17 protein-coding genes are annotated in these 20,141 nt (G+C 44.9%); 7 read left to right on the top strand and 10 right to left on the bottom strand.

Annotation, left to right across the window (positions count from 1 at the left end):
• Positions 1 to 226: 226 nt before the first annotated feature.
• Positions 227 to 1,105, top strand: coding sequence for an AEC family transporter (locus VER99_RS06225; RefSeq protein WP_020333039.1), 879 nt, complete (start codon positions 227 to 229; stop codon positions 1,103 to 1,105).
• 17 nt (positions 1,106 to 1,122) lie between these two features.
• Here VER99_RS06225 and VER99_RS06220 read toward each other — a convergent pair whose 3' ends face one another.
• A complete protein-coding gene (locus tag VER99_RS06220) occupies positions 1,123 to 2,118 on the bottom strand; it encodes a LacI family DNA-binding transcriptional regulator (RefSeq protein ID WP_020333037.1) in 996 nt (331 codons plus the stop codon).
• A 244-nt stretch (positions 2,119 to 2,362) separates the two neighbouring features.
• On the opposite strand from VER99_RS06220, the gene VER99_RS06215 reads away from it, so the two are divergent.
• Positions 2,363 to 3,280, top strand: coding sequence for an aminoimidazole riboside kinase (locus VER99_RS06215; protein WP_020333035.1), 918 nt, complete (start codon positions 2,363 to 2,365; stop codon positions 3,278 to 3,280).
• A gap of 63 nt (positions 3,281 to 3,343) precedes the next feature.
• Here VER99_RS06215 and VER99_RS06210 read toward each other — a convergent pair whose 3' ends face one another.
• The 8 genes from VER99_RS06210 to thrS form a co-directional block, all read right to left on the bottom strand.
• Positions 3,344 to 4,975: a glycoside hydrolase family 32 protein gene (locus tag VER99_RS06210; protein WP_020333034.1), complete on the bottom strand. Its 1,632-nt coding sequence runs from the start codon at positions 4,973 to 4,975 to the stop codon at positions 3,344 to 3,346.
• Positions 4,976 to 5,254: 279 nt separating this feature from the next.
• Positions 5,255 to 7,657 (bottom strand): phenylalanine--tRNA ligase subunit beta, encoded by a 2,403-nt coding sequence (gene pheT, locus VER99_RS06205; protein WP_020333033.1) that lies wholly within the window; start codon positions 7,655 to 7,657, stop codon positions 5,255 to 5,257.
• 18 nt (positions 7,658 to 7,675) lie between these two features.
• Positions 7,676 to 8,659, bottom strand: a complete 984-nt coding sequence (gene pheS, locus VER99_RS06200) for a phenylalanine--tRNA ligase subunit alpha (RefSeq protein WP_014231614.1) — start codon at positions 8,657 to 8,659, stop codon at positions 7,676 to 7,678.
• Between the two features lie 379 nt (positions 8,660 to 9,038).
• Positions 9,039 to 9,848 carry a helix-turn-helix domain-containing protein gene (locus tag VER99_RS06195; protein ID WP_020333032.1) on the bottom strand — a complete coding sequence of 270 codons (810 nt, stop codon included), beginning with the start codon at positions 9,846 to 9,848 and terminating at the stop codon, positions 9,039 to 9,041.
• Between the two features lie 641 nt (positions 9,849 to 10,489).
• Complete coding sequence (gene rplT, locus VER99_RS06190) at positions 10,490 to 10,843, bottom strand: 50S ribosomal protein L20 (RefSeq protein ID WP_004727974.1); 354 nt, start codon at positions 10,841 to 10,843, stop codon at positions 10,490 to 10,492.
• Positions 10,844 to 10,883: 40 nt separating this feature from the next.
• Positions 10,884 to 11,078, bottom strand: coding sequence for a 50S ribosomal protein L35 (gene rpmI / locus VER99_RS06185; RefSeq protein WP_005377932.1), 195 nt, complete (start codon positions 11,076 to 11,078; stop codon positions 10,884 to 10,886).
• A gap of 121 nt (positions 11,079 to 11,199) precedes the next feature.
• The gene (infC, locus tag VER99_RS06180; RefSeq protein WP_076633413.1) at positions 11,200 to 11,751 is read right to left on the bottom strand and encodes a translation initiation factor IF-3; all 552 of its coding nucleotides are present in this window, start codon (positions 11,749 to 11,751) and stop codon (positions 11,200 to 11,202) included.
• Positions 11,752 to 11,754: 3 nt separating this feature from the next.
• Complete coding sequence (gene thrS / locus VER99_RS06175) at positions 11,755 to 13,683, bottom strand: threonine--tRNA ligase (RefSeq protein WP_014231611.1); 1,929 nt, start codon at positions 13,681 to 13,683, stop codon at positions 11,755 to 11,757.
• Between the two features lie 318 nt (positions 13,684 to 14,001).
• On the opposite strand from thrS, the gene VER99_RS06170 reads away from it, so the two are divergent.
• Positions 14,002 to 14,988, top strand: coding sequence for a DUF3187 family protein (locus tag VER99_RS06170; protein WP_024372848.1), 987 nt, complete (start codon positions 14,002 to 14,004; stop codon positions 14,986 to 14,988).
• A 4-nt stretch (positions 14,989 to 14,992) separates the two neighbouring features.
• Here the strand turns inward: VER99_RS06170 and VER99_RS06165 are convergent, their stop codons facing one another.
• The gene (locus VER99_RS06165) at positions 14,993 to 15,736 is read right to left on the bottom strand and encodes a sporulation protein (protein ID WP_014231609.1); all 744 of its coding nucleotides are present in this window, start codon (positions 15,734 to 15,736) and stop codon (positions 14,993 to 14,995) included.
• A gap of 263 nt (positions 15,737 to 15,999) precedes the next feature.
• Here VER99_RS06165 and hutC point away from each other — a divergent pair, with 263 nt between their 5' ends.
• The 4 genes from hutC to VER99_RS06145 all read left to right on the top strand — a co-directional run bounded on the left by hutC (position 16,000) and on the right by VER99_RS06145 (position 20,111).
• A complete protein-coding gene (gene hutC, locus VER99_RS06160) occupies positions 16,000 to 16,707 on the top strand; it encodes a histidine utilization repressor (RefSeq protein ID WP_020333030.1) in 708 nt (235 codons plus the stop codon).
• 127 nt (positions 16,708 to 16,834) lie between these two features.
• Positions 16,835 to 18,085, top strand: coding sequence for an imidazolonepropionase (gene hutI, locus VER99_RS06155; RefSeq protein WP_014231607.1), 1,251 nt, complete (start codon positions 16,835 to 16,837; stop codon positions 18,083 to 18,085).
• Position 18,086: 1 nt separating this feature from the next.
• Complete coding sequence (gene hutG, locus VER99_RS06150; RefSeq protein WP_020333029.1) at positions 18,087 to 19,085, top strand: formimidoylglutamase; 999 nt, start codon at positions 18,087 to 18,089, stop codon at positions 19,083 to 19,085.
• A 300-nt stretch (positions 19,086 to 19,385) separates the two neighbouring features.
• Positions 19,386 to 20,111, top strand: coding sequence for a DUF3581 domain-containing protein (locus VER99_RS06145; RefSeq protein WP_014231605.1), 726 nt, complete (start codon positions 19,386 to 19,388; stop codon positions 20,109 to 20,111).
• Positions 20,112 to 20,141 lie beyond the last annotated feature (30 nt).

The following is a 20,141-nucleotide window of genomic DNA, read 5'->3' as shown; positions in this document are numbered from 1 at the left end:
CTGACATAGAACTTGTCGGTATTTCATTGATTTGTAAGTAACTAGGTACATAAACACTTGATAAGAAGTATGACCACTTACCAGCAGTTTTACTTTTATAAAGCTTGATAAACGCCAAGATTCTCACTGTTTTACGATGACTCACTAATCAAAGGTTGTTAGTGTGAACCTAGATTCATTACTTAACGAAACAATCACATCTTTTACCTTTAATTAAAGTGCGGTCATGATTAATCAAGTCATCAATATTCTTTTTCCCGTCTTCGCTCTTGTCGGCGTCGGCTATTTAGTCGGTCGGCATATCAAGCCAGATTTTCGCCCAATCAATCGAATCAATATTGATGTCTTTACGCCTGCGCTGGTGTTTTCGTCTCTGGTCAGCATGCCGCTCGATGCGGAACAAGGCCCTCTTCTTTTTGCTGCGATTGTTGCGGTTCTCGTCCCTGGATTGGTCATGATACCGATCTGTAAAGCGACCGGATTAACTTTCAAAGCCTGGGCACCACCCCACATGTTTCGCAATAGTGGCAACTTGGCTATCCCACTATTTACTTATACGTTCGGAGACGTGGCGCTTTCTTCTGCCGTCTTACTGTTTGTTGTATCGGCCTGTCTGCACATTAGTTTAGGGGTGATGCTTCTCAGCAGTGGCAACCCACTAAAACAGATCATAAAAATGCCAATCTTTTTATCGGCTTCTCTCGCGCTGGGCCTTAACTTGTCAGGAATTGGCGCTTGGGCACCGCTTTATGAAGCGACGGCATTATTAGGTCAAGCCGCAGTACCGGTAATGTTGCTCTCTCTCGGGGCACAAATGTGCAACTTACGATTGGATGGTCTGCGAGTTGGCGTGATATGTACGGTACAATCGCTGACCACAGGAGCGGTTGCCTTTGCGCTTATCTATTGGTTTATTCCGTTACCCACAATGCAATTGCAGATGATGGTACTTTTCACCATGTTACCACCTGCGGTTATGAACTATTTATTTGCAGAGAGACTCAATATAGAACCGATGAAAGTGGCGTCGATGGTGTTGTTTGGCAACTTTTTCAGTGTCTTGACCCTGCCCCTTCTTCTCTCTTATACGTTGTCGCTCTCTTAGCGCTGAGATTAGCTAGCTCAACGATAGTGTAGTTTCGCAGGAAGAATCAGATGCTCGGCTTTACGATCGGGTGAACCTATAGATGCCGTTGCTTGCTCAAATAACGTTTTAGCGATGAGCTCGCAATCTTGTTCGATTGAATCAATGTTGATCGGTAAGCAATCTAAAATCGGTGAGTTATCGAACGTCGCTATCTTCACATTAGCATTCAATAACTGATGCTCAGACATATAACGCAAAACACCTTCGAGAATCGAATACGAAGCGACAAATATGCGAGTTGGCAAACGCCCAATATTCTGGTGGATTTCCTCAATCATGGCGTAACCGGAGTCGGGTTGATAATCTTTGTGTTTCACTAACTCCGTATCCAACTTCACTCCAGCGGCTAACAAAGCCGCCTGATAACCAGAGAATCGATCTTTACTCGGAGAGAGCTCTAACTGTCCGCCTAAATAGGCACATTCTTCCGCTTGCTGACACTGTTTTTCTACCAGTTGTTTGGTCGCGTTATAAGCATCTGTTTTTATCGTCGTTAACGGCGTGGCGTCGAAAATACGGTCGAACACCAACACGGGGGTTTGCTCGGTGACTTTGCGATAGAAGGTGTCTTCAGTCATAGCCGTTGCCACCATTAGCAAATCGACTTGCCTTTCTAGCAGGCTTTTAACTGCCGCTTTTTCTTGTTTCGGGTTGTCTTCAGAAGAGGCGATTAAAAGCTGATAACCATGGCTACGCGCCAACTTTTCCAAAAACTTCGCTGTCGTAGCAAAACCCATATTGGCCAAATCAGGAATAACAAGACCCAGCGTGTAGGTACGGTTTGCCTTTAAAGCGCGAGCGTATAAGCTCGGAGCGTAATTGTGCTCATCTACCACAGCTTGAACACGCTTTACGGTCTCTTCATTAATACGATGTTTCTTCGCATGACCATTGAGCACAAAGCTAACGGTGGACTTTGAAACTCCAGCGAGCTCAGCGATATCTGCTAACTTTAGTTTTTTCTTCTTCACCTTACCCTTCCGAGATGAGTTTCGCTCTGGCTATTTGGATTCACCACATCGGCGGTCATCATACCGATGAAAACGTCGAAAACCATCACTTTTAGTATCTTGGGACCAAGGCTGCATTGTCGACTCGCGGCGTAGATCACAATCAGGATCATTTTTGCTTCTGATAAGTCAATTTCCATTGATTAGCTAAATCGTTTTAGCTAAAAATACTCTCAGTGAAATTAAGAAGTTTAAGGTAAGAATGATGAGTACGATTTGGGTGACTGGTGATGCCGTGGTTGATTTGATTCCGGATGCCAACGACACATATTTGAAATGTCCTGGCGGCGCACCTGCTAATGTCGCAGTTGCTATCGCACGATTGGGCGGCACGGCTGCATTTTTTGGCCGTGTGGGGCTTGATCCTTTGGGTCGCTTTATGAAGGAAACGTTGACCAACGAATCCGTCAATACCGATTTTATGTTGCTTGACGAGGCGCAACGGACGTCTACTGTCATTGTGGATTTGGATGATTCTGGCGAGCGTAGCTTTATCTTTATGGTCAAACCAAGTGCTGATCAGTTCTTGCTTCCTACAGACATTCCTTCTTTCACAAAGGGAGACTGGCTGCATGTGTGTTCTATCGCTCTGGCAAACGAACCAAGCCGCAGCAGTACTCTAAAAGCAATGCGAGACGTTAAACAAGCCGGTGGCTTTGTTAGCTTTGATCCTAACCTTCGAGAGGAGGTGTGGGCGAACCCAGAGCAACTGAAACCTGTGGTTCACCAAGCCATAGAACTGGCAGATATCGTCAAGTTTTCAGACGATGAGCTACTTTTCTTAACCGATACCAGTTGCTTAGAAGAAGGCTTAGAAGCGATCAAAGTTTACAATAATACTCTCGTCTTGATCACTCAAGGTGCAAAAGGCGCACTGACCGTCTTTGAAGGAGAGCAAGAGTTGATTGCTGGTCAAGCTGTAAAACCAGTCGATACGACGGGTGCTGGCGATGCGTTTGTAGGTGGCCTACTCGCGAAATTAGCTCAGCATACTGAATGGGCGAATAAAGAGGTTATTCACGCCGCGGTGACATGGGCTAATGGTTGCGGCGCGTTAGCCACAACTCAAAAAGGCGCAATGACAGCATTACCAACTCAGGATGCCCTCATCGCTTACATCTAGATTAAAGAAACAATCGACCAATAGAAAAATCCCCGCAAGTGCGGGGATTTTTTGCAACCATTTTTATCTTTGACTAAAAGGCGCTTTAATCGGTTTATAACGGCGGAATGTCGCTGTTTTCTCTTCGCCTTGAATTGAAATTTTCGTCGCATCTTTATCCGTGAAGACACGCGACGTCATTACCGCTGCACCACCGTTAACAAACACTTCAAGCGAAGAATTATCGGCAAGAATACGAAGTTCGATACGTTCACTCGCCAATGGCAGCTCACGAATCGTATCTTGGGCACGATTAAGTGTTTGTGAACGATCCATTATCAGACGTCGGTTTTCTTCATCCGCTCGTAATACGAATTTCTGCACGGAGTTTTCAAATAGATTCAGTTCGTCGCCCCAATCTAAAGTAACCGTCAGATCAAAGGACTTAGTCCCAACATCCACGCCATTCGCATCCAATTTGATCTCAGAAGAAGACTCAATCAAGGATTCCATTTCAAGAATAGGCCACTGGTATAAAGCACCATCCCGATACGACAGCTCTCTCATCGCAGTAAGCTGGTGTACCCAACCGTTATCCGTGCTTGGCTGATCCACTTCGTCGGGCAACCCCATCCAGCCACACATTACACGTCTGCCATCCGGAGTTTGCATACTTTGCGGTGCGTAAAAATCGAAACCGTAGTCTAAATGCTGAAAGTCACCCATTCTCAAGCCATCACCATCAACCCATTGCGCTTTCACAATTCCATTATGATGAGGAATGGTGTTATGTTCAGAGAATGAAGGAATACCCTGTGGGCCAATAACGACAAACAATTGTTCGTTCAATGTAAACAAATCCGGGCATTCCCACATGTAGCCAAAATCACCCATCTCGTCACCAAATAAACCAACGAACGCCCATTGATACAGATCTTCAGACTGGTAAACAGCCAAACGTCCTTTCAGCTCTGTTGTCTGTGCACCGAGCAGCATTAGCCACTTATCGTTATGATGCACGACTTTTGGATCTCGAATATGTGGGGTGACATTAGGTGGCAGAGCGTCAATGACGGGGCCATGCTTGGTGAAGTTCAAACCATCGCTAGAGGTCGCTAAACATTGGGTCGTTTGTCTGTCCCGCTCTTGTCCTATGCGGGTATTCCCGGTGTAGAACAGCATCAACTCTTTCCCCTGACTTAATGCGTGTCCAGAAAACACACCGTGGCTGTCACACCAAAGTGAAGGCGTCAAAGCGACGGATTGCCATTCCCACTCAACCAAGTCTTGGCTCGTTAGGTGCACCCAATGTTTGTCCTTGTGTTCACAGCCATAAGGAAACCATTGGTAGAACAGGTGATAAGCACCATCATGATAAATAAACCCGTTGGGATCATTGAGCAACCCCTGCGGTGGAGAGATATGCCATGATGGGCGATATTCGCACTCAACAGGCTGCTTTAAAGCGGAAAAACGTTTAGATTGCTGGGCCGCAATATCTTCCCCCACTTTGAGCAACATCTCTGTGGTCAAGCTCTCTGGACGGGAGAATGTTAACTGAGTCTCTCCCTGAATCTGATCTCGGGCTTTTATCAGTTCAGAATCCTGAACTAGATACTTATCCCGGACTTCTATCATAAGGTCTTTTTCTGTAAGCAGAGTACGGGTGATATTTTCAATACCGCCACAAACAGCAAAATATGGTGCTAAAGACATCAGTTTACCTAAACAGTTAAATTGGGAACGTTTGCAAAATTAGCATAGCATCCATTAATTTCCTAGTTTTCCACGTATTTTAAGTAGCCATAGTTGAGGTAGGTCTTGTTTTTAAACCCGATAAAGTCCATTAAACCCCATTATCTCCACTTCCAGTTGGGAACGTTCCTTATTTATCATGCTCGCTTATTTTGATTTACTGACTGAAAGTATAAAAAAAAACCCTGCCGAGTTGGCAGGGTTTTTAAACACTCTAATTAGAGAAGAGTTGCGATACGCTTAGTCACGTAGAGTTGCACCAAACTTCTCAGATACGTGAGCAACGATAGCTTCTACCGCACCCGCGATGTCTGCATCTTCAAGCGTGCGCTCTACTGATTGTAGAGTCAGAGCGATTGCAAGGCTCTTCTTACCTTCTTCAACGCCTTTACCTACGTAAACGTCGAATAGTTTCGCATCTTTCAGGAATTCGCCACCCTGCTCTAGGCAAGCATTAACAATGTCACCTGAAGCAATTGCGTCATCCACTACTACCGCGATATCACGACGGTTTGAAGGGAACTTAGAAAGCGCGACTGCTTCTGGAATCACTTTAGCGTTAATTGCAGACCATTCGATTTCGAATACGATAGTGCGGCCGTTTAGACCAAACTTACGCTCAAGCTCTGGGTGAACCGTACCAATTACACCAACTTCTTTGCCATCTACGATGATTGCTGCAGATTGACCTGGGTGAAGTGCAGGATGCTTAGCTGCTGCGAAAGAGTACGCTTTTTCGTTAGCAGAAAGCTCAAGAATCGCTTCAAGATCACCTTTAAGATCAAAGAAATCAACTGTGTTAGTTTCGATGTCCCAGTGCTCTTCGCTACGAGTACCAGCGATAACACCTGCTAGCATAGGCTCTTGACGCATACCGTTTTCAGCAGATTCACATGGGATGAAACGCAGACCGTATTCGAATAGACGAACGCGTGGCTGTTGACGTTTCTGGTTGTGAACAACCGTGTTCAACAGACCTTGGATAAGACCAAGACGCATTGCTGACATATCTGCTGAAATTGGGTTTGGAAGCACTAGCGGCTCAACACCCGGAACGACCAGTTTTTGTTGCTCAGGCTCAACGAAGCTGTAAGTAATGGCTTCGTGGTAACCACGGTCAACAAGAAGATCACGAACGCGTTTAAGTGGAAGATCCGCTTCAACGTGGTTGTGCATCTTAAGCGCTGCTGCTGGGTGCTGGTTTGGAATGTTGTCATAACCGTAGATACGGCCAACTTCTTCAATCAGATCCTGCTCGATAGCGATATCGAAACGCCATGTTGGAGCAATAGCAACCCAACCTGCTTCACCGTTTTCAAGAACAGAAGCTTCAACCGTTAGACCAAGACGCTCTAGGATTTCTACAACGTCAGCATCTTCGATGTGGTGACCAAGTAGGTTGTCTAGTTTCGCGCGACGTAGTGCTACTTTGTTTGGCTTAGGCAGGTCTGCTTCAGACTCAACCGCAACAACAGGAGCCACTTCACCGCCACAGATTTCAACAAGAAGTGCAGTTGCACGCTCCATTGCGCTTGCTTGAAGTGCGTAATCCACACCACGTTCATAACGCACTGAAGAATCAGTATGCAGACCGTAGCTACGCGCGCGACCACGGATGTGGTCAGGTGCAAAGAATGCACACTCAAGTAGCACGTCTTTAGTTTCTGATGTTACACCAGAACCTTCGCCACCAAAGATACCAGCAATAGCGAGTGCTTTGTTGTGGTCAGCGACAACTAAAGTATCTGCGTTTAGCTCTGCTTCGCTACCGTCAAGAAGTGTTAGCTTCTCGCCTTGCTCAGCCAGACGAACAACGATGCCGCCTTCGATCTTCGCTAGGTCGAACGCGTGCATTGGTTGGCCTTGCTCAAGCAGTACGTAGTTTGTGATGTCTACTACAGGGTCGATAGAGCGGATACCACAACGACGCAGTTTTTCTTGCATCCAAAGTGGAGTTTCAGCTTGAACGTTTACGTTCTTAACCACACGGCCCATGTAACGTGGACACGCTGCTGGCGCTTTTACGTCGATAGATACTGTATCTTCAATAGAAGCAGCAACGGCTTCTACTGCAGGTTCAGTTACATCAGCGCGGTTAAGTACGCCTACTTCACGAGCCATACCACGGATGCTGAAACAGTCAGCGCGGTTTGCTGTTAAGTCTACGTCTACCGTTACGTCGTTTAGACCTAGGAATTCGCGGAAATCAGTACCGATCGCTGCGTCTTCTGCCAGTTCCATGATGCCGTCTGATTCTACGTCGATACCTAGTTCAGTAAATGAACAAAGCATGCCGTGAGATGGCTGACCACGTAGTTTTGCTTTCTTGATTTTGAAATCACCAGGAAGCACTGCGCCTACTGTAGCAACTGCAACTTTTAGGCCTTGACGACAGTTAGGTGCACCACAAACGATGTCTAGAAGTTCTTCTTCGCCCACATCGATTTTAGTTACGCGTAGTTTGTCTGCATCTGGGTGTTGACCACATTCAACAACGTGACCAACTTTTACGCCAGTAAATGAACCCGCTACAGGAAGAACGTCGTCTACCTCAAGGCCGGCCATTGTAATTTGGTGAGTTAGCTCGTCAGTAGTAACCGCAGGGTTTACCCACTCACGAAGCCATGATTCGCTGAATTTCATGTTAATGAACCCTCTGGATTACTTGAACTGTTTTAGGAAACGAAGATCGTTCTCGAAGAACGCACGCAGGTCGTTCACGCCGTAACGAAGCATCGTCAGACGCTCAACACCCATACCGAATGCGAAACCAGAGTATTTTTCAGGATCGATGCCTACGCTACGTAGTACGTTCGGGTGAACCATACCGCAGCCTAGTACTTCTAGCCATTTACCGTTTTTACCTTTCACGTCTACTTCTGCTGAAGGCTCAGTGAATGGGAAGTAAGATGGACGGAAACGTACTTCTACTTCCTCTTCGAAGAAGTTACATAGGAAATCGTGCAGAATGCCTTTCAGCTGAGCAAAGTTTACGTTCTCATCAACCAGCATACCTTCCACTTGGTGGAACATTGGCGTATGCGTTTGGTCGTAGTCGTTACGGTATACACGGCCCGGTGCGATGAAACGGAATGGTGGTTTGCCATTTTCCATCGTACGGATCTGTACGCCTGACGTGTGAGTACGAAGCATCAAATCTGGGTTGAAGAAGAAAGTATCGTGATCAGTACGCGCTGGGTGATCAGCGGCAATGTTTAGCGCATCGAAGTTGTGGAATGCATCTTCGATCTCTGGACCTGACTCAGTGTTAAAACCAAGTTCGCCAAAGAACTTCTCAATACGTTCTACAGTGCGAGTTACTGGGTGTAGACCACCATTTTCAATACGACGACCTGGCAGGGTTACGTCGATGGTTTCAGCAGCAAGCTTTGCTTCAAGCTCGGCGCGTTGTAGCGCGTCTTTGCGAGCAGCGATTGCTTGCTGAACGGCACCTTTCGCTTTGTTGATCTCTTGACCAGCTTCACGGCGCTCTTCTGGTGGTAGTTTGCCTAGGCTTTGAAGCTGAGCAGTTAGCTCACCTTTCTTACCTAGATACTGAACACGCACTTCATCAAGTGCGACTAGCGATTCGGCAGCTTCAATTGCAGTGCTTGCGCTAGCAATGATCTCTTCTAGATGTTGCATCGTTTCCTCATCTACCTGTTGGTAGTATCCATAAGGGAGTGATTGGTTTTTTGATAGCTGTACATAGTAGCCAAACCAGACACCAATGCCAAATTGAATTACGAAAAGAAGAGGTTATTGAATAAAAAGAACACAAAAACGCAAAAAAAGCAGTGTTGTTATTAAATTGAGCCGAATTCATCTGAGTTGATTACGGAAAATGAAACTCGAACAACGCGTGATTTTCACAAAGAACAACTAAATAAAACGGAAACCGTAAACATTCACGGCGAGAGTATTTCGAAGCTGCAGCAAGATACCGCTACTATTTCAAACCAATGTCTATTTCAGACATCCCATGGTTTAAGAAATAGTAGAGATACCAACAAGCGAAGAATAGTTAGATAGATAAACTCGGCTTTTCACCCGCGGAGGCAATCGCATAGCGAATGTCGTCAATAAAGTGCGTGTTTGTCTCAGTAATGCCATCAGAGAATGTGACAGGTTGATGCGGGCCAGCTAATACGACGATGTTGGTGAAATCCGAGACGTCATAGTTCTCTGCGACAACATTCTTTGAATGGAAATCAAGCACTGTCTTGGCGACAATGTCTTCAAGCTGTAAAAGCTGCTCTTCAGTGATCTTCATCCTTGCCAAAGCAACACGGACACAGTTCTCAGCGGCAATGGCCTGCTTTTTAATGATTTCTGTGTATTTATCGTTAAGCTTCGAGTTCTCAGCATAGCTGTAAAAAAGCGGACCATGCAGAGTAATATTGTTCTCTTCATCAACATAGACGAGATCCAACAGCTCAAGAGCCTTGAGATAATCAGACATGCTCTGTTTAGACAGCTCATACTTTTTCTTCAAAATAGAGTAACCGTCTTTACCACGTAGCATCCTTAACTCACGATAAAAGTCGTAAAGGTGTGGGTATTGGAAAAACACTTCATCTTGAGTGCGGCTGAAATAGTCTTCGTCTTCACCTTGAAGCTGGTCTGCTAGCTTTTGCAGTTCATCTAACGTGCAATCAATGGCTCTGCAGTATTCGAGTAATTTATCTAGAGCTAGGTTGGTACTGGTTAAATGTCTTTTAAAAGTGGACAACGGCATGCCCATTTTTTCAGATAGCTCTCGATATGTTAGCCCTTTTGTCTTAATCGCTTGTCTTAAAGCGGCTAGCAAATACTCGGGAGTCAAATCTCTCATCTACGATTCCTTTTTGGCAAAGTTACAGCTGCACAACATTTGTAACAACTTAGAATCACTCAGCTAGTGAATAGTTCATATTTTTATCATAAAAATATGAATTAATATACCGCCCCTTACATTCGCATGACAAATGGCGCATTGAAAAATGCTGTTGATTTCATTATTCCCAACAAATCTTATTGATAATAAAAACAAATAAATTCAGCATTTATTTAGACACTTACAACATTCCGTTCAAAAACTTCAGAATGTTACACCATGGAAATTATACGATTTCAGAATGTTACACTTTACCAACACAAAACATTAAATGCATAATAATTCACAATATGCGCAGTAAAATACAATTTATCAAACCTGGAAAAATGGATCGCTGTCCCCTCCCCTTTACGACATTGAAACCGTGGACTTTGGTAAAATCATCATTAACTTGGATTAACCTACTATGACAAACGCAGAATTTAGCAGTTGGACAGAGTAATGGCTTTTACCTGCTCACAGACAAGTGTGGTATGGCAGCTGGAGAGACGATAAGAGCAGTAGAGATAAGGGAATTGAGAGAAATATGAGGGATTGGCTTTTAGAGGCAATAAAAAAGGAGAGCTAATGCTCTCCTTTTCTTAAACCTAAACTGCTAATTAAAGAGCAGCTTTCGCTTTTTCAACTAGAACTGCAAATGCAGCTTTGTCGAATACTGCGATGTCCGCAAGGATCTTACGGTCGATCTCGATAGATGCTTTCTTAAGACCGTTGATGAAACGGCTGTAAGATAGACCATTTTGACGAGATGCCGCATTGATACGTGCAATCCAAAGTTGACGGAATTGACGTTTCTTAGCGCGACGGTCACGGTAAGCGTATTGACCAGCTTTAGTAACTGCTTGGAAAGCTACGCGGTAAACACGTGAACGCGCACCGTAGTAACCTTTAGCTTGTTTTAGAACTTTCTTATGACGTGCACGAGCTTGTACACCACGTTTTACGCGAGGCATTATGCTTCTCCTAAACTAAACGATTGATAACTATAAAGAATTAAGCGTATGGCAACATACGGATTACTGCAGCCACTTCACATTTAGGAAGGATTGCATTTGGACGTAGTTGACGCTTGTTCTTAGTAGTACGCTTAGTCAGGATGTGACGTTTTGTAGCGTGCTTGTACTTAATACCACCAGCAGTTTTCTTGAAACGCTTAGCAGCACCTTTGTTGGTTTTCATCTTAGGCATGATGAATAACTCCGCATTGTAGTAGTTTAATAAACAATGTAATTAGGGCGAACAAAACCCAACCGCTAACCTTCTATTCAAAGGGAATCGGCTAGGTTTTAATTACTTTATGAGCCGTTAATTACTTCTTTTTAGGGGCTAGCACCATGATCATCTGACGACCTTCAATACGGCTAGGGAAAGATTCAACTACAGCTAGTTCTGCAGTATCTTCTTTCAAGCGGTTTAGAACGTCGACACCGATGTCTTGGTGTGCCATCTCACGGCCACGGAAGCGAATTGTTACCTTCACCTTGTTGCCTTCTTCTAGGAAACGCACCAGGTTGCGTAGTTTTACCTGGTAGTCTCCAATATCAGTTCCAGGTCGGAATTTTACTTCCTTGATCTGAATCTGCTTTTGCTTCTTCTTCTGCTCTTTCGCAGCCTTGCTCTTTTCAAAGAGGAATTTACCGTAGTCCATCACACGACAAACTGGCGGCTCAGCGTTAGGACTAATCTCAACAAGATCCATACCTGCTTCTTCAGCAGCAGCAATCGCTTCTTGGATCGATACAACACCAACTGATTCACCGTCAGCGCCTGTTAGTCGAACTTCACGAACGCCACGAATTTCACCGTTTAAACGGTGTGGGTTTTGTTTTACCGGCTGTTGGCCGCGTCTTCCGCCTTTAATAGCTTATTCCTCCAGATTGAGCTTACGGCTTGAAATCTCGTCTTGGATGTAAGAGATAAAATCATCCACCTTAAATTTACCGAGATCTTTACCTTTACGAGTACGCACTGCAATTTCGCCAGCTTCCATTTCTTGGTCACCAACGACAAGCATATACGGTACACGCTTCAAAGTGTGTTCGCGGATTTTAAAGCCAATCTTCTCATTTCTCAAGTCCGCTTTAGCTCTAATTCCACTTTTTTGTAATTTTTGTACTACTTCTTGAACATAATCTGACTGTTTATCAGTAATATTCATAAGAACAGCCTGTTCTGGTGCCAACCAAGTTGGGAAGAAACCAGCATATTCTTCGATAAGGATACCGATGAAACGTTCTAGGGAACCTAGAATTGCACGGTGAATCATTACCGGAACTAGACGTTCGTTGTTTTCACCTACATAAGTTGCACCTAAGCGACCAGGTAGGTTGAAGTCTAACTGAACCGTACCACACTGCCATGCACGATCTAGACAGTCGTATAGCGTGAATTCAATCTTAGGACCGTAGAACGCACCCTCGCCTTCTTGAATCTCGTATGGAATTTCCATTGATTCTAGAGACTGTTTCAATGCTTCTTCAGATTGATCCCAGATTTCATCAGAACCTACACGTTTTTCTGGACGAGTAGACAGTTTCACTACGATGTTGTCGAAACCAAATGTTTGGTACGTATCGTAAACCATCTTAATACAGCTTGTTACTTCCTCTTGGATTTGGCTCTCAGTACAGAAAATGTGAGCGTCATCCTGAGTAAAGCCACGTACACGCATGATGCCGTGTAGTGCGCCAGATGGTTCGTTACGGTGACATGAGCCGAACTCTGCCATACGTAGTGGTAGATCACGGTACGATTTTAGACCTTGGTTAAAGATCTGAACGTGACCTGGACAGTTCATTGGCTTGATTGCGTATTCACGGTTTTCAGAAGAAGTCGTGAACATCGCATCTGCGTATTTGTCCCAGTGACCAGAGCGTTCCCAAAGAACACGGTCCATCATCAGTGGGCCTTTTACTTCCTGGTAGTCGTACTCGTTTAGTTTGTCACGAACGAACACTTCTAGATCACGGAAGATAGACCAGCCATTGTGATGCCAGAACACCATACCCGGTGCTTCTTGCTGCATGTGGAACAGGTCTAGTTGCTTACCGATTTTACGGTGGTCACGCTTCGCAGCTTCTTCAAGGCGAGTTAGGTGAGCCTTAAGTGCTTTCTTATCGTGGAAAGCCGTGCCGTAAATACGCTGAAGCATTTTGTTGTCGCTGTTACCACGCCAGTAAGCACCCGCAACATTCAATAGCGTGAAATGTTGACAGAAACCCATGTTAGGAACGTGAGGGCCACGACACATGTCGATGTATTCTTCATGGTGGTAAAGACCTGGACGATCATCACGAGATACGTTTTCGTCTAGGATTTCCACCTTGTATGGTTCGCCACGTGATTCAAACGTATCACGCGCTTCCTGCCAGCTTACTTTTTTCTTAACAACTTCGTACTTGGTCTTCGCCAGTTCTTTCATACGCTTTTCAATCTTCTCAAGATCTTCTTGCGTTAGAGACTCGTCTAAGTCGATGTCGTAGTAGAAGCCGCTATCGATGGTTGGACCGATCGCCATTTTAGCTTGTGGGTAAAGCTGCTTTAGAGCGTGACCAAGAAGGTGCGCACATGAGTGACGAACGATTTCCAGACCGTCGACTTCATCTTTTACTGTGATGATCTCAAGGCTTGCGTCTTCTTCAATTAGGTCACACGCATCAACACGGTTACCGTTAACACGACCAGCGATTGTTGCTTTTGCAAGACCAGGACCGATCGATTGCGCAACTTCCATTGTAGATACTGGGTTGTCAAATTGACGCTGACTGCCGTCAGGAAGAGTAATAATAGGCATGCTATGTCCTTTACAGTGGTGTTGCATACCAAGCAACACATGTTATTCAAATTTAGAAGCTATTTGTTGGAAAATAGTTGAATTCGATGAAGGTCTCTCGGTAATACGAATACCGGACCATTATCGGAAGAGCAGATTGTACCTAGCTCACAATTAGAATGCAAAGAGCGATTTACTCTGTCATTTAATCTTCACCCTTCGGTCGCTAAACACAAGCAAAAACGGTTAACACAAAGAAAAGAAAATAAAAATCGGAAACCAGAATGTAAATTTAACACTATATTTACATTAATGAGTCATTTCCGTTTAGGTATTCATATGATCAAAATGAGATGGCATCCTACCCTATTTTGCACTGTTGTATGTTTCTCAACCCCTGCATTGGCCGCCAATGACTTTTATGGCCCGCTCCGCGCCTACGCTCAATCACCGATACAATCGGTTAGCCACACTAATTACTTACGCTCAGGATTTAGTTTGCCTTCAGATTACATTGAAGGTTATGCATCGGCCACAATAGCCAGTGTCTGGGCTCATACGGATGAGTACGCTTTAGATTATTACCATAATCAGGTCGAGGTTGGTGGAAAATGGCAAATCAGCAGCCGCTGGCAGTGGGAGCTCAACTATCGCTGGGTATTTGAAGCCGATAACCATCTGGATGGTCTTACTAGAAAATTCCATGATTTATTTAGTATCGACCAAAATGGACGAGATGAAGTTGGCAAAGGCCGCTCTTACATATCAATGCCCCAATACGGCGTTTTTGAGGACGACTTTAGCAGAGAAACCATCGCCAATAATATTTCCACTTACGTCCAATACCAGATATTTCAAAGCAAACAGCATGGCCTGTCGCTTGGTGGCAGCCTTTATTACGACAAGGTTACTCACGGCACTTTTAAAGGAAGCAGTTTTGAACAGGGTTTTCAGGTCAACTATAGCTATCTGAATAGCGACCATGCCATTTATTCAATGATCGGAATGACCTTTCGTCCTGACGACCGTGCAATGCTCAACTTACCCTATCGAAAGAACACGGCTGCAATTTCAGCAGGCTATCGTTACTCCCTTGCCGAAAATCACCATATGATCATTGAGTACCACTGGTACCAAGGTTCAGCTGCAGGCCCGAACGAATTTGCCGATGCTGCCAAAGAGATTAAAGTTGGCTATCGCTACCTAATGCAAAACTCTGCTTTGGAGCTCATCGCTATAGAGAATGTGGGAAACATGGACAACAGTACCGATATCGCATTTACGATTGGCTATCGGTACTTATTTAGGCCGGGATCAGACAGCTAATCAATTATAAACTTAAAGTTGGAGCAATCGCTGCGGCGACTTGAGCATCTGTCGCACTGATTGGTAAAGTGAATGAACGATACTGGTCGCCAGACAAGCTGAGCGAACGGTCGATTTCTGCTAAACAGTGGATGACTTGCCCGTCTAAAATGAAGGAAAGTTCAATTTCTTTCGAAGAGATGAAACCGTTGTTACGGAACTCCAATTCCTGATAGATACCTGAGCGAGAAGAGAAAGAACCGCCGCGCAAGAAACCTTTTTCAACATCTGCTTTCACCATTGAAAATCCGGCTTGTTCGATCGACTGAATGACTCGTGATACCACTGGCAGTGGCTTAACTTCAATATAGTCGCGGTCACGCGGGTCCATCGCGAAGTCAATGTCTAAGGTTGTTTCTAACCAAACGTGACATTGATTTTTTAATGCGTTGACCAGAGTAATGGGTGTTTCATCATGTAACTTTAACTGAAAAGGCACTTGCTTTTCTTCATTGGCTTGAATCACAAAAGGCTCAACAGCTTTCAGCTGATCAAGCGTAAACGTCTCATATCTGACGCTGTCATCCACTTCTACTTTCATTTCCGTATTCAGTTTAATGGTGATTGCGTCAATGCGCTGTTCTACATCGCCACCAATAATTTGGACATACCCTGTAAGCGTTGAACCCTGGTAAACACTCATCTCGTCCAAAATGGTATCCACTTTTGCCGAACCAATACCTAATGATGCTTTTAACTTTTTAAACATTTCTTCCCTTACGTCTCTATCATTTTTATTTTGATTGTGACCTATTTACACAATTGCTTCGTGCGCTTCAAGCTATAGACATCGAGAATTCGGGCTATTTCCCTTATCGATGAAAAATATCCACGCGGCTCCAACATTCAGCATCAGAGTCGCTCACGCAATGCTGTGACTAAACCAGCCATATTGATACCCGTTGAAGAGAACTGTTTGCTATTTTTCCTTAAATTGAGCACTATTTGTATAGTCAATTAAAGGAGCTCATTATGTCTGCGCCACTCTACATGCAAATTAAGCAATTTATCCTCGATAAAATTGAAACCGGAGAGTGGATGACCGGACAACGTATCGCAACCGAGTTCGAATTAACGGAACAATTTGAAGTCAGTAGAATGACCGTGAACAAGGCGATTCGAGATCTCGTGAATGAAGGCAGACTTCAACGTCGCCCGCGGCTTGGCACATTTGTCTGTGATCCGGTTGAGAAATCGGAGTCACCATTGCTAGACATCCGCAATATTGCTGCAGAAGTGAGGGACCGCGGCCGTGAGTATCGCAGCAAGGTTCTAAAACAGGTCGCGATTAAAGCCGATGCGACGATCGCAACAAAACTTGGCGTGATGCTGGGCACCACCGTATTCTACAGTGAAATTATCCACTACGAAGACAGCACGCCAATTCAGTTGGAACTGCGCTGGGTCAACAGCCAATATGCGCCAAGCTACCTGGACCAAGACTTTACTCATATCACGCCTAATCAGTTTTTGTCAGACAACTGCCCGCTCAGTGCCATCGAACACACTGTGGAGGCTATCGTTCCTGACAACCGCATAAAGCTTGATCTCAATATGTCATCTAACGAGCCTTGTCTTCTCCTAAACCGAAGAACCTGGAGCCAGGATAAATTGGTCAGCACGGCTTTACTTTACCATCCAGGGAATAAATACAAACTGAGTTCCAAAGTGCTGATTTAAACGAGGTGGAATAACAATCCCCCTACTCTTCGATCACACCTTTACAACATCAATCTTGTCATCGATACTTTCTTGTTATACATATTTGTATATACATTTAAAACTACAAACCAAATAGGATATAAAAATGGACTTGCTGATTGAAAATGCGCGTCTGGTCACTATGACGCAAGGGGAAGCAGGATATCTGCCTACATCACCTGCGCGTGTCGGGATTCAATCTGGGAAAATCGTCGCCATCAGTACTCGTGCCTTTGGTGAGGACGACCCTCAGATCGAGTCACAGCTAGATCCACAGCTCTACCCTCAAAGTTTCGATCTGCAAGGCAAACTGATGATGCCAGGTTTGATTGATTGCCATACTCACCTTGTTTATGCAGGCAATCGCGCGAACGAATTCGAGATGCGTTTAAACGGTGTGCCGTATCAGGAGATCGCGCAACAAGGCGGTGGTATTCTCTCAACAGTAAAAGCAACAAGAGCGGCAACTGAGGAGCAACTCGTCGAACTCGCACTCCCTCGTCTAGACGGACTGCTCGCTAGTGGCGTGACTTCAATAGAAGTGAAATCAGGTTACGGGTTAACACTCAATGACGAACTCAAAATGTTGCGTGCAGCAAAAGCGTTAGAGCAAGAACGAAAGGTTAAGATCACTACTACGCTGCTTGCTGCGCATGCACTACCACCAGAGTTTGCTGGTCGCGCGGATGACTATATTGAACATATTTGTCAGGACATCATCCCACTCGTTGCAGAAGAAAAGCTCGCCACCAGCGTCGATGTTTTTTGTGAATCTATCGGCTTTAACCTAGAGCAGACAGAAAAAGTGTTTGCCACAGCAAAACAACACGGCTTAAAAGTAAAAGGCCACACAGAACAGTTATCTAACCTTGGTGGCACCGCGCTTACTGCACAATACAACGGCCTCTCTGCCGATCATATTGAGTTCCTCGATGAAGAAGGTGTTATTGCGCTGTCAAAATCAGAAACGGTCGCAACCTTACTGCCCGGTGCATTCTACTTTTTGCGTGAAACGCAACTGCCACCGATTGAGTTACTGAGAAAACATCATGTACCGATGGCGATCGCAACTGATGTTAACCCAGGTACATCACCATTTTCCGATATGACCCTGATGATGAACATGGCGTGTACCCTATTCCGTCTGACGCCTCAAGAAGCACTACGAGGTGCAACCCAACATGCGGCAAAAGCATTGGGCTACGAAGAGTCTCGAGGAGCGATAAAAGTTGGCTTTGATGCCGATTTCTCGATTTGGGATATCGACCATCCAGCAGACCTTAGCTACCAAGTCGGTGCAAAACGTCTGGTAGGTCGTATAGTAAATGGTGAATACATTGCACATGGAGGCCTTTAAGATGTCTCAATCCGATTTACATAACCCGCTATTTCACTGGCAAGGTCGTCATGATGCCGAAGATGGTAAGCTTGGCCAACGTATCCACCATGTTGTCCAACATCAGCCAGCTCACGAGCTGGAAAAAGTGGCGCAAGGCGTTTCAATATTAGGCTTTGCTACCGATGCTGGCGTAGCAAGAAACAAAGGCCGCGTCGGAGCGAAGAAATCGCCTGATTTAATCCGTCGAGCACTGGCGAATCTTGCTTGGCACAAAGATGCCCCAATTTACGATCTCGGAACGGTGGTGTGCGAAGACGATTTGTTGGAAGAAAGTCAGGCTCGTTGTGCAAGTGCCATTGCGCAAGCACTTCCCCACACGCCAGTCATTGTGTTGGGCGGCGGGCACGAAATCGCGTGGGCCTCATTTTCCGGACTGGCAGAGTACTTTAAGTCACATCATCCGGATAAAAAGCCGAAAATCGGCATTATCAATTTCGATGCGCACTTCGATCTGCGTGCTTTCGAAAGCCAGATAGCCGACGTGAAGCCAAGCTCCGGTACCCCATTTAATCAAATTCATCACTTTTGCCAACGCAATGACTGGCCATTCCACTATGCGTGTTTAGGGGTGAGTCGCAGCAGCAATACTCAGGCTCTATTCCAAAAAGCGGATGACTTAAATGTGTGGTATGTAGAAGATCATCAGCTTAGTTATTTGAACCTCAGCTACCATCTGACGCAACTGCAGCATTTTATCGACGATTGTGATTACCTGTATCTGACGATTGACTTGGACGTATTTCCAGCTGCAACGGCTCCTGGTGTGAGTGCGCCAGCTGCTCGTGGCGTGAGTTACGATACGATTGCGCCATTCTTAGAGCGTATTCTTCATTGTAAAAACAAGTTGATGCTGGCCGATATTGCCGAGTACAACCCAAATTATGATGTCGATAGCCAAACGGCACGCTTAGCGGCTCGTTTATGTTGGGACATTGCCAATGCAATGGCAGAGAAGTAACTCCAGTTATTATTTAAACTTCTGTCATTAATGCAGTATTTAAAAGGCTCTACCTAAAGTGTGGGGCCTTTTTGTGTCTATACTTCTATCATATAAGTGAATAGCTATATATCGCCGTATCATGAACGCTGAGATATTCGGCTTTGTAGGTATTAAAAGTAATTCAAGTGTGCGTTTTTAAACATTTATCTTTCGATGCTCATATCATGGTGAAGATACGATGAAATCTCACTGGATGGACCATTGCCCGTCAGTGTTTCGCATATAATCCCTTACAGTTTTGGTTACTACGTAAAAATTATGTTTCTAACACCTTATTTTTCTAACAATGAGCACCAGTTTCAGTTCACTCGCGAGCAGGCAAGTCACTTTGCGAAGCGCGTAGCTGGCGATTACAACCCAATCCATGATGAAGACAACAAACGCTTCTGTGTACCTGGCGATCTACTGTTTGCCGTACTGCTAAGTAAAGAAGGCATCAGCCAAAAAATGCGTTTCAACTTCTCTGGCATGGTAAATGACGGCGTTGCGCTTCATATTGAGAATAAGTGTGAGAAAGAAAGTGCAGTTGTTGATGCAGCTGGCAAAGAATATTTGCACATGTCTCGCGAAGGTGAAACCAACCGCGACCCAGCATTTATTGAACATGTAGTGACAAATTACGTTCAGTTTTCTGGCATGAACTTCCCTCACATCATGGTTCCTCTTATGGAAGAGCAGCAAATGATGATCAACTGCCAACGCCCATTAGTGATTTACGAAAGTATGGAAGTTGAGTTCTCTCGTCTGGATCTAACCCATCCGGAAGTAGAATTTACAGGCGCAACTTTCGACGTAGACGGCAAGCGTGGTGTAGTGACGTTGAACTTCGCGTTCAAAGAAGATGGTGAAGTTGTCGGTAACGGTATTAAACGTATGGTTGCAAGTGGTTTGAAACCTTACGACCAAGAAGCTGTTGATGATTTGGTCACGCGCTTCCATGAGCGTAAGGACGCATTCTTAGCAAAGTTCGTTGAGGCAGCGTAATTACTGCCTCATACTCCTAAGAAACCAAAT

Origin of the sequence: Vibrio natriegens NBRC 15636 = ATCC 14048 = DSM 759, from assembly GCF_035621455.1 — a bacterium.
Classification (GTDB): Bacteria; Pseudomonadota; Gammaproteobacteria; order Enterobacterales; family Vibrionaceae; genus Vibrio; species Vibrio natriegens.
This window is presented reverse-complemented; position numbering and strand designations above follow the sequence as displayed.